General features: G+C 65.8%; 8 protein-coding genes. 5 read left to right on the forward strand and 3 right to left on the reverse strand.

The annotated features are described in order from the left end of the window. The first annotated feature begins 1 nt into the window (after position 1). The 4 genes from ACUXST_RS02285 to ACUXST_RS02300 are packed head-to-tail and all read left to right on the forward strand — an operon-like array spanning position 2 to position 3,352. Entirely contained in the window at positions 2-988 is a 987-nt protein-coding gene (locus ACUXST_RS02285) for a type II secretion system F family protein (protein ID WP_458388328.1), read from the forward strand. Between the two features lie 2 nt (positions 989-990). Beyond that, complete coding sequence (locus ACUXST_RS02290; protein WP_458388329.1) at positions 991-1,965, forward strand: LytR C-terminal domain-containing protein; 975 nt, start codon at positions 991-993, stop codon at positions 1,963-1,965. Between the two features lie 20 nt (positions 1,966-1,985). After that, positions 1,986-2,810, forward strand: coding sequence for a tetratricopeptide repeat protein (locus ACUXST_RS02295; RefSeq protein ID WP_458388330.1), 825 nt, complete (start codon positions 1,986-1,988; stop codon positions 2,808-2,810). Next, a complete protein-coding gene (locus ACUXST_RS02300; RefSeq protein ID WP_458388331.1) occupies positions 2,807-3,352 on the forward strand; it encodes an A24 family peptidase in 546 nt (181 codons plus the stop codon). Before ACUXST_RS02295 ends, ACUXST_RS02300 begins: the two co-directional genes overlap by 4 nt. Here ACUXST_RS02300 and ACUXST_RS02305 read toward each other — a convergent pair. From ACUXST_RS02305 to ACUXST_RS02315, 3 genes are read right to left on the reverse strand one after another with little or no spacing between them, the layout of a single operon-like run. Next, the gene (locus tag ACUXST_RS02305; protein WP_458388994.1) at positions 3,349-4,803 is read right to left on the reverse strand and encodes an efflux transporter outer membrane subunit; all 1,455 of its coding nucleotides are present in this window, start codon (positions 4,801-4,803) and stop codon (positions 3,349-3,351) included. The genes ACUXST_RS02300 and ACUXST_RS02305 overlap by 4 nt on opposite strands. Positions 4,804-4,850: 47 nt before the next feature. Beyond that, positions 4,851-8,045, reverse strand: a complete 3,195-nt coding sequence (locus ACUXST_RS02310) for an efflux RND transporter permease subunit (protein WP_458388332.1) — start codon at positions 8,043-8,045, stop codon at positions 4,851-4,853. A gap of 3 nt (positions 8,046-8,048) precedes the next feature. Further along, the gene (locus tag ACUXST_RS02315) at positions 8,049-9,212 is read right to left on the reverse strand and encodes an efflux RND transporter periplasmic adaptor subunit (RefSeq protein ID WP_458388333.1); all 1,164 of its coding nucleotides are present in this window, start codon (positions 9,210-9,212) and stop codon (positions 8,049-8,051) included. 310 nt (positions 9,213-9,522) lie between these two features. Between ACUXST_RS02315 and zwf the strand changes: the two genes are divergently transcribed. After that, complete coding sequence (gene zwf, locus ACUXST_RS02320) at positions 9,523-10,980, forward strand: glucose-6-phosphate dehydrogenase (protein ID WP_458388334.1); 1,458 nt, start codon at positions 9,523-9,525, stop codon at positions 10,978-10,980. The last annotated feature ends 20 nt before the right edge of the window (positions 10,981-11,000 follow it).

Below are 11,000 nucleotides of genomic sequence, written 5' to 3' on the forward strand. Positions count from 1 at the left end.
CATGCTCGAACTCGTTGCCGAAAATTCATTGCTACGCTTGCTGATGCTGGCGCTCCTGTTTGCCGGGGTTGCCGCGGCGGCCTTCTTCGCGACCCAAGGCCTTGCCGTTCGTCAGCAGACTCGCCGACGCCTTGCCGAGGGTGGACCAAGGCTGAGCGGCGGCGGCACTCAAACGGTCGGTTCGCTACGCTCCGAGCGCGCGGAGAACGCCTGGCTGAACCTCGTCAACTCGATCGAAAAGTCGGGCCTGAGCCTCGGCGATACCAAGAGCGATGCGCTTCGGCAGAAGATGATCGCGGCGGGCTACACGGCGCCCTACGCGCCGCGCGTCTATACGCTCGTGCGGCTGGTCATGGTGGTCGCACTGCCGGTTCTGGTGCTGACCCTGTTCTGGCTGAGCGGTTCAACGCCGGGCATCATCAAGCTCTACTTTGCGCTCGTTGTTGCCGCGGCCCTCGGTCTCTACCTTCCGAACATCTTTATTCGGGCGAAGGCGGACCGGCGGCAGCGTGAGCTGATCAATGGCTTTCCGGACGCCCTCGACCTGATGCTGGTGTGCGTCGAGGCGGGTCTTGGCCTCGAAGCCGCTTTCGCGCGCGTCGGGATGGAGATGACGTCGTCGCATCCGCTGCTCTCGGAGCAGTTCGGGTCGGTGGTGCTCGAGCTTCGCGCGGGGCGCAGCTACGAGGATACGCTTCGCCGCCTCGCCGACCGTTCCGGCGCGGACGAGATCCGCGCATTCGCGACCTTGCTCATCCAGTCGACGAAGCTGGGCTCATCGATCGCCCAGACACTTCGCGTCTATGCGTCGGAAATGCGGGAGCGGCGGCGCATGCGTGCCGAAGAAAAGGCGCACCGCCTGCCAGTGTTGATTTCAATTCCGCTGGTCGCCTGCATGCTCCCGAGCATGATCGGTGTGCTGATGTTGCCGGCGGCAATCCGGGTGGTCCGCGCGATCCTTCCGGTACTTCACCAGCACGGAGGTTGAACATGCGCAGGGGGATGGCATTTCTTCTCGGGGCCGCGGCAGCCGCTGCAAGCGGATGTGCGACCAAGGACGCCGCGCAGGTGGAGGTCCGCTCCATTGGCGATCGCACGGCCAAGCTCGGCGTCGGCAACGAGAAGCTGGCGATCGCGCGCGGGCAACTTGCGCTCGGGAACATCGGACTGGCAATCGAGGGGTACCGGGCAGCGCTTCGGGAGCAACCGCAGAACACCGAAGCGATGCGAGGGCTGGCCAATTGTTACGACCACATGGGCCGCGTCGACCTATCCCGGCAATATTACGAGATGGCGCTGGCGGTCGCGCCGCACAGCGAGGTGGTGCTCAGCGCGTTCGCAGGATCGCTCGAGGCCCAAGGCAAGTGGGACCAGGCTCTCGCCTTGCGCTCGGAGGCCGGTGAATCAGTCGGCCAAGTGGCGCCGGCCATGCCGCAATCGGCTCTTGCTGGCACACCGGGTGCAAGCGTGACTGTCGCACTTCCGCCTGCCCGAGTGGCTGTCGCAATTGCGCCAACGCCACCAGCGATCGAGCCCCGGTCTGAGGTGGTGCGGCTGGAGCGCTTGTCGCCCCGCGAAGTCGCTCTCGTCACTGCCGGCCAGCCGATCTGGCAGCCGAGGATCGTTGCACGCACTGCACAGAATGTGACGGTGCGCTGGACGCCACTTGGACAAAGGGCGGGCCGGCCGAACATCCGCTTGCTGAACGCCGCTCGCAACCAGGGCCTTGCTGCGCGAACCCGCAACTATCTGGCGAATCGCGGCTGGCGGAACATCGAGATCGGTGATGCCGATGCGGTTCTTGCGAGCAGCGTCGTCATGTACCCGGCGGGGCGCCAGGCGACGGGCCACAACCTTGCTGGCCAGTTCGGCTTCCGCCCCGGCATCAAGCAGCAGGGAGACGCAATCGTCGTGCTGCTTGGGCGCGACGCGGCTGCCGGCAGGAACACGCAAGTCCGCGGATGATCGCTGCACTGCTAATTGCCGTGAGCGCTGTTGCAGCGCCCGCTCCGGCCGCCGCGGCCGCAACGCACGCGCCTGCTTCGGCGCCGAGCGTGCCGTTGTCACCCACGCTGGCGGACACTGCGCATGCGATCGACGTCGGGCGACTGGAGCAAGCGCAGATCATGATCTCGGCCATGGTCGCCCAGGGTGCCAAAGGCCCCCAAGTCGACCGGCTCGTCGCTGACGTGAACTTCGCAACCGGGAGATACGCCGAGGCCCTCGCCCTCTATCAGCAGCTACTCGTCGGCCGTCCCAACGATAGTTACCTGTGCGAACGTGCAGGAATCGCGGCGCTGAAGCTCAAAGACGTCAGGAATGCCTCCCGGCTGATCGACTGCGCGACGGCTGCCACAAACGCATCCTGGCGCGCGTGGAACGCGCAGGGTGTTGTTGCGGACATGAAGAGCGACTGGTCGGCCGCCGATGCCGCGTTCGAACGCGCGGCCGCACTCGCGCCGGACAGTGCCGAGGTACTGAATAATCGCGGCTGGTCGCAATTGATGCGCGGCAATTGGGAGCAGGCGGAGCAGTTGCTCGCAGAGGCAGCGGCCGGTCACGCCAAATCGGAGCGGGTCGCCAACAATCTGGAACTCGCGCGCGCGGCGCTCGCGACCGACTTGCCCCAGCGGGTGCAGGGAGAGAGCGATCAGGATTGGGCAGCGCGGCTGAACGACGTCGGTGTCGCTTCGGCCATCCGCGGAGACCAGAAGAAGGCGGTGGCGGCCTTCACCCAGGCATTGCAGGCGAGCGGGACGTGGTACGAGCGCGCCGCGAACAACCTCAAGGTGGCAGGCGCCGGCCAGTGAACCTGATCGCCGTTTCGCCCCTGTGGCTAACCATCATCCTGCTTGCGGCGCTCCTTGCCGCGGCCGTGGAAGATGCGATGCGGCTGCGCATCTCCAACGTAACTTGCCTCGCAGTGCTGCTGAGTGCGCTGACCGCCATGGGCGTGCAGGGCTTGCCGATAGCACTCTGGCAGAACGCCGTGGTCTTCATTGCTATCCTGGCGCTTGGCACTCCGTTGTTTGCCGCCGGCAAGATGGGCGGCGGCGACATCAAGCTGCTCGCCTGCCTGGGGCTGTGGATGAACTTCAGCGCTGCGGTGTGGCTCCTTGCGTCGACAATGATCGCCGGGGGTTTGCTGGCCTGCGGTTTCATCGCGGTAAGGCTGCTGCGATCCCGCGGCGACGCGCCCAAGCGAAAGCTCGGCAGCGGCCGCATCCCGTACGGCCTGGCGATCGCCGCGGGCGCCTGCCTGGTATTTGCGGGCCAGTTGGGGATGCTGCAGCAGAAGCCGCAAAAGTCCGACCCGTTCTCGATGGCGCCGTACCTGAAGCAGAAATCCTAGGGCTTCGGTGGTGGTGGCTCGAGCAGCGAGTCCCCGCCGAGCGACTGGTAGAGGTCGACAAGGTTCTGCGCCGCCGTGAGCTTGGTCGTGACCAGCGTCTGCTGGGCAGCGTAGTACGACCGCTGTGCGTCGAGCACGTTGAGGAACGGATCGATGCCGGCCCGGTATCGCGCTTCCGTCAACAGGTAGGTGTCGCCTGCCGCCGCCTGCTGGCGCTGGCGGGCAGCGAGCTCGTCGTTGATCGTGCCGCGGCGAGCGAGGGCGTCGGCGACTTCGCGGAAGGCCGTCTGGATCGTCCGTTGATAGGAGGCGATCGCCGCAGCGCGCTGGGCTTCGGTCAGGCGCACCCTGGCGTGCCCAGCGCCGGCCTCGAAGATTGTGTAGCTGGCGTCGGCACCCGCGCTCCAGCCGAAGGCGCCGCCGGTGAACAGGCTGGTCAGCGCGGTGCTTGCAAAGCCGAGCAGTCCCGTCAGGCTGATGCGGGGGAACAGTGCTGCGCGAGCGGCGCCGATTTGCGCGTTCGCTGAGCGCAGCTGATATTCGGCCCGGAGCACGTCCGGTCGGCGAAGCAGCACGTAGGAATTCACGCCGGCAGGAAGCGGAACGACGGTGCCGAATGCTTCGTCGATCGAAGTCGCAAGCAGGCCGGGTGCGATCGGCGTCCCGACCAGCAGTTGAAGGGCGTTGACGTCCTGCGCCACCAGGGTGCGTTGGCGCGCGAGGTCCGCTTGCGCCTGGTCCAGGATCTGCTCAGCCTGGCGGAGGTCCGTGCGCGGAGCGATCCCGCCTTCCAGCCGGAGCCGCGTGAGCTGGACGCTTCGCTGCGCGCTCCTGGCAGTCTCCTCGGCAATTCGCAGCAGGCTCGCGTCCGAGGCGTGGGTCAGCCAGGCCGAAGCGACCTCGGCAACCAGCGTCAATCGAGTGGCCCGCGCGGCCTCTTCAGTGGCGAAGTAGTTCTCTAGCTCAGCGTGGGTCAGTGAGCGAAGGCGGCCGAACAGGTCGAGCTCGAAGCTCGGCACGCTGATTCCCGCATTGTAGTTGGCGACTACGTCCCGACCGGAGCTTCCGCTGCTGCCGGACCCCGACCCGGAACCGGAGCCTGAACCCGATCCGGAGCCAGAACCCGATCCGTTGCCGCTGCCGGTTCCACTACTGCTGCCGTTGCTGCGCGTCCCGGTGACGCTTGCGCCGGCGCTTGCTCCCACGGTGGGGAACTGGCTGGCGCGCTGGATTCGATACTGCTCGCGAGCGGCGGCGATGTTGGCGGCAGCGACCATCAGGTCGCGGTTGTTCGCGAGCGCCTGGCCGATGAGCGTCTGGAGACGCTGATCGCGGAAGATGTCCGTGTAACGGACGGCGGGGAGGGGAGCTTCGGCTGCCCTGAGGTAGGCGTCACCCACCGGCCAGGACGGGGGTACGGCCGGGCCCGGCCGCACGTATGCCGGTTCCATGGTCGTGCAGGATGTCGCCAGCAGCGCAATGAGGGCGATTGTGCGCTTCACGCCTCGACCACCCGGCGACGGCCGAAGCGCTCACGGACCTTGGCGATGCCGTCGCGCACGCTGCGCCGCACCAACACGAAGAAGAGCGGAATGTAGAACACCGCCAGCATCGTCGCGGTGACCATCCCGCCAATTACGGAGGTGCCAATGGCGATGCGGCTGTTGGCGCCGGCGCCGGTCGAAATGGCAAGCGGCATCACGCCGAAGATGAAAGAGAAGCTGGTCATCAGGATTGGACGGATCCGGATGCGCGCTGCCTCTAGCGCGGCGTCGATGATCCTCGCTCCCTTGCGTTCTGCCTGTTCGGCGAACTCGATCATCAGGATCGCGTTCTTCGCGGCGAGGCCCATCGTCGTGAGCAGGCCGATTTGCAGGTAGACGTCATTCTGGAGTCCCCGCAGCGTGACTGCGAAGATGGCACCGACCAAGCCGAGCGGGATGATCAGCAGAACCGCGAGGGGAATGGACCAGCTTTCATAGAGTGCGGCGAGGCACAGAAAGACGACCAGTAGCGACACGGCGTAGAGCAGCGGTGCCTGACCGGACGAAAGCCGCTCCTGGTAGGACTGGCCGGCCCAGGCGGTGCTCGTGCCGGGGATCTGTGCGGCGAGCTTTTCCATCTCGTCCATCGCCTCGCCCGAACTGACGCCGGGTGCCGGCTGGCCCTGGAACTCGAACGAGGGCACGCCAAGGAAGCGCGAGAGGCTGCTTGGAGTGGTCGCCCAGCCGGTCTGCGCGAACGAGGAGAATGGCGTCATGTTGCCCGTCGACGAGCGGACGTACCACTGGTTGAGGCTCTGCGGGTCGGAGCGGAAAGCCTGGTCGCCCTGAACGTAGACCCGCTTGACGCGGCCCTGGTCGATGAAGTCGTTCACGTAGCGGCCGCCCCACGCGGTCGACAGCGTGTTGTTGACGTCGTTCTGGTCGACGCCGAGGGCGGTCAATTCCTGCTCGTTCACGTCGATCTTCAGCGTCGCAACGTCCGGCAGATCGCCGATCCTTACTCCGGTCAGCTTGGGATCGGCATTCGCGAGCTCGAGCAGTCGGTCGCGGGCGGCCTGGAACTCCTCCCGGCTCATGCCGCTGCGGTTCTGGAACTCGAGCGTGAAGCCGTTCGACTGGCCAAGACCGCGAATGGCGCCGGGGACAAGAGCAAAGACCTGGGCGTCGCGAAGGTTGCGGAAGGCGCTGGAGGCTCGCTGGACGATGGCGTCGGCAGTGTTCTCCTTGCCGCTGCGATCCTCCCACGGCGCGAGGTTCATGAAGCCCTGGCCGGTGTTCTGGCCGCTTGCGCCGCCGCCGCCACCACCACCCGCGACCGTGAACAGGGTCCGGATGTTCTTGGCTTCGTGCTGCTGGAAATAGCGCTCGATCGCGTTCTGAACTTCGAGCGTGCGTACCTGGGTAGCGCCCGGCGGCAGGCGGAACTGGACGCTTGCTGCGCCCTGGTCCTCGGTTGGCAGGAAGCCGGTCGGAAGGCGCAGGAACATGAAGACGAGCAACACGACGATGAGAGCATAGGCGATCAGGGCGATCGCCTTGTGGTCGATGACCCAGATGACGCTGTGGCGGTACTTGGCAACCATCCGCTCGAAGCCGTTGTTGAACCACGTCTGCCCGCGGCGAACGGTATTGCCGATCGCGGGAGCACGGCGATCGATCCAGCTTGGCTCCGAATCGTCGCGCTTCGGGGGGCGCATCAGGGTCGAGGTCAGCGCCGGGCTAAGGATCAGCGCGACGAGCACCGACAGGACCATCGCAGAGACGATCGTAATCGAGAATTGCTTGTAGATGACGCCGGTCGACCCGCCGAAGAACGCCATCGGCAGGAACACCGCGGACAGGACCATGGCGATGGCCACCAGGGCGACCTGGATCTCGCTCATCGACTTGATGGTCGCTTCGCGCGGGCTCATCCCGGGATGCTCGTGAAGCACGCGGTCGACGTTCTCCACCACCACGATGGCGTCGTCGACGAGCAGACCGACGGCCAGTGTCAGGCCGAACAGCGTCATCGTGTTGATGGTGAAACCGGCGATGGCGAACACCCCGAAGGTGCCCAGCAGCACGACGGGGATGGCGATCGCGGGCACGAGGAGGGCGCGCCAGTTCTGCAGGAACACGAAGATGACGAGCACGACCAGGACGATCGCCTCGAACAGCGTCTTGGCGACCTCCTCGACGGACAGCTTGATGAAGTCGGTTGTGTCGTTGGCGTAGGCATACTGGATGCCCTCGGGGAAGTTCTGAGAGAGCTCCTGGACGCGTTGCTTGACGAGGTTCGCCGTCTTGAGGGCGTCCGCGCCCGGGGCGAGCGAGACGGCGATGCCGGCGCCAGGGTGGCGGTTGACGTGCGTCACCGTACTGTAGTTCTCCGCGCCTAGCTCGACGCGCGCGACGTCTCCCAGCCTGACAGTCGCGCCGCTGGGATCGGTCTTGAGCACGATCGCCTGGAACTGCTCCGGCGTAGACAGTTTCGACTGCGCGGTGACGGTCGCGTTGAGCATCTGGTTGGAGGGCTGCGGGACGCCGCCGATCTCGCCCGCCGCGACCTCGGTGTTCTGGGCCTGGAGAGCGGCGACGACGTTGCTCGGCATCAGGGAGAATGCCGCGAGCCGTTGCGGGTTGAGCCAGATCCGCATCGCGTGCGGCGCGCCGAACACGTTGATGTCGCCGACCCCGGGCACGCGCGAGAGGGGGTCTTGGATGTTGGACGCGAGATAGTCCGAAACATCCATGTTCGTGCGCTGGTTCGTCGCGTCGTACACGGCGACGATGAGCAGGAAGTCAGGGTTCGACTTGGTGACCCGCACGCCCTGCTGCTGGACCTGCGCCGGGAGGCGCGACGTTGCCTGCTGGACCTGGTTCTGAACCTGGACCTGCGCGGTGTCCGGATCGGTGCCCTTGGCAAAGACGGCCGAGATGCTCACCGACCCGCGCGAACTGGACGAGGACGAAAAATAGAGTAGCCCGTCGATGCCGGTGAGCTGCTGCTCGATGATCTGCGTGACGCTGTTCTCGATCGTCTCGGCGGAGGCGCCGGGATAGCTTGCGCGGATGTTGACTTGCGGCGGGGCGATGTCGGGATACTGCTCGACCGGCAGCGACATGATCGCGCCGATGCCGCCGAGCATCACGATGATCGCCAGTACCCAGGCGAAAATTGGGCGGTCGATGAAGATGCGTGACAAGGTCTAGGCGCCGCCTGATCCGGAGCGGCGCTGCCCTCCAGCCGGTGCCTTCCCCGGGACCAGCTTCTCGGGAGCAGTGGCCGGCACCGGGCGGATCTTCGCTCCGCTCTTGAGGTTGCCGGTTCCTTGCGTGATGACCTTGTCGCCAGCGCGAAGCCCGCCGGTGACCACCCACTTCGGGCCGAAGGTGCGAGTGGCCTTCACGGCGCGGCGCTCCGCCTTGTTACCTGGGCCGACGATGAAGACATACGCCTCGCCGCCAATGTCCCGCTGCACGGCTTCCTGCGGGACGAGGAAAGCGTTTGGCTCGACAGCCTGCGTGAAGACGGATTGCACGAACATGCCCGGCATCAGGACGCCCTGCGGGTTGGGGAAGCGCGCCCGCAGCGTGACGGTCCCAGTGCTTTCGTTGACCACGATTTCGGAGAACTGGACGGTGCCGGTGTAGCCGTAATCGCTGCCGTCCTCGAGCTTGAGCCGGACCTGCGTGCTGCCTGGCTGCACTCCGCCGACGCTGAGTGCGCGCTTGAGAGCCAGGAGGTCAGCGCTCGATTGCTGCATATCGACGTTGATCGGGTCGGTCCGGGTGATCACCGCAAGCGGATCAGCCTGGTTCGCGGTGACGAGCGCACCGACCGTCGCCAGGGAGCGGCCGATGCGCCCGGTAATTGGGGCCGGAATGTTGGTGAAGCGAAGGTTGATCTTGGCGGTCTGAAGGGCGGCATTGTTCTGCGACACGGAGGCGTTCGCCTGGCGCGCTTGCGCGACCGCGTCCGTGTACTCCTGCTTCGAGATCGCCTCCATCCGGGCCAGCGGGCGGTAGCGTGAGGCGCGGACCTGCGCGGCTTCGGCGGCGGCGCGGGCGTTGGCGACGTTGGCGGCCGCCTGGTTCACTGCGGCCTGGTAGATGCTCGGGTCGATCCGGAATAGCGGCTGGCCCTGACGGACGATCGAGCCCTCAGTGAAATTGCGGGCACGGATCAGGCCGTTGACCTGCGGCCTGACCTCCGATGTCTGGAATGCCACGGTGCGGCCACCAAGCGATGTCTGCAGCGGCACTGACGTTGGTTGGACGACCACGAACCCGACCTGAGCGTTGCCCCGCGGTCCGCCACGGCCGCCGCCGGCGGCCTGCGAGTCGCTCTTTCCGCACGCGGACAGCAGCAATGCCGCTGCGGCTAGGGCGATGAAAGAACGGGAGTTTCGGGAGCGTCGGCAGTCGGGAGAATCGATCGGAAGCACTTTCTGGTCGCAGCTAGACTCGGGGGAGGCGCCGCATTTGGACGGTTCGGCGCCGGTTGCAAGCGCTGATGGGGCGAATGGTTCGACAGACCTGCCGTTTGCTTCGACGAAGAGTTGCGATTCCGAACGAAGTTGTCGGAAATCGAGGTTCTTGCTTCAAAACCAAACAGCCGGTTCGCGGAAGCTGACGGATTTTCGCTCTTTGCTTGCGCGCGTGGACGCATATAGGCGCGCAATGGCCGACACGGTTTCCACTCTCCTGTTATTCGGTGCGACAGGCGATCTCGCGCGACGGATGCTGCTTCCGTCGCTGTATGGCCTTGATGCTGATGGGCTCCTGCCTGAACGGCTGAGGATCATCGGCACTGCACGTACGGTGCTCGACGACGCAGCTTTCAGGGAGAGGGCGAAAGCGGCTCTGGAGGAGCATGTCGCTGAAGGCTTCCTCAAGGAAGACGTCGCCGAGCGGTTCCTGATGCGGCTCCATTACGTCCCGCTCGACATCAAGGACCCGGCGGCGTTCGGTGAGCTGGCAAGCCAGGTCGGTGACCCGAGCGGCGGCGTCGCAATCTTCCTTTCGACAGCTCCATCGCTGTTCAAGCCGACCATCGACGGTCTTGCCGGAGCAGGGCTGGCGTGCGCCACGGTGCGCATGGCGCTCGAGAAGCCACTCGGCACCGATCTCCAGTCGAGCCGGGAAATCAACGACGCGGTGGCATCGGCCTTTCCGGAGGAGCGGACGTTCCGCATCGATCACTATCTGGGCAAGGAGACGGTGCAGAACCTGCTCGCACTCAGGTTCGCGAATTCTCTTTTCGAGCCGCTGTGGAACAGCGCGCATATAGATCACGTGCAGATCACGGTTGCCGAGACGGTCGGGGTTGAGGGCCGTGGCGACTATTACGACGGCTCCGGCGCCCTCCGCGACATGGTCCAGAACCACATGCTGCAGCTGCTCGCGTTGGTTGCGATGGAGCCGCCGACCAGCTTCAACGCCACGGCGGTGCGCGACGAGAAGGTCAAGGTCATCCGCTCGTTGCGCCCCATCGGCGCGGCGGATGCGCAGGCGCACACGGTTACCGGCCAGTACGGCCGCGGCGCAGTCGATGGGGAGCCAGTGCCAGGCTACGTCGAAGAACTCGGCCACGAGAGCACGACTGAGACTTTCGTCGCGCTGAAAGCCTACGTCGACAACTGGCGGTGGAAGGGCGTGCCGTTTTACCTCCGCACCGGCAAGCGCATGCCTGCGCGGCGCACCGAGATCTTCATCCAGTTCCGCGACGTCCCGTACAACATCTTCGGCTCGCGCGGGGCCACGACGCGGCCGAACAAGCTCATAATCGGCCTGCAGCCAGAGGAGACCATCGGTCTCCTGGTCATGGCCAAGACGCCGGGTCTCGATCGGCAGGGCGTGCGTCTCCGGGAGATCCCGCTCGACATCGGTCTTGCCAATGCGTTTAGCGAGTTTCGGCGGCGGATTGCCTACGAGCGCCTGCTTCTCGACCTCATCGAAGGGGATCCGACGCTGTTCGTCCGACGCGACGAGGTCGAGGCGCAATGGCTCTGGATCGACCAGATTCGCGCCGCCTGGGCGGAGCAGGGGATTACGCCCCGGACTTACGCTGCAGGCACCTGGGGCCCTTCCGCGGCCATCGCTCTGACGGAGCGCGACGGCAAAAGCTGGCACGAGTGAGGCTTAGTGCCCAAATGAGG

The sequence above is a fragment of the Sphingomonas sp. F9_3S_D5_B_2 genome, assembly GCF_054263715.1.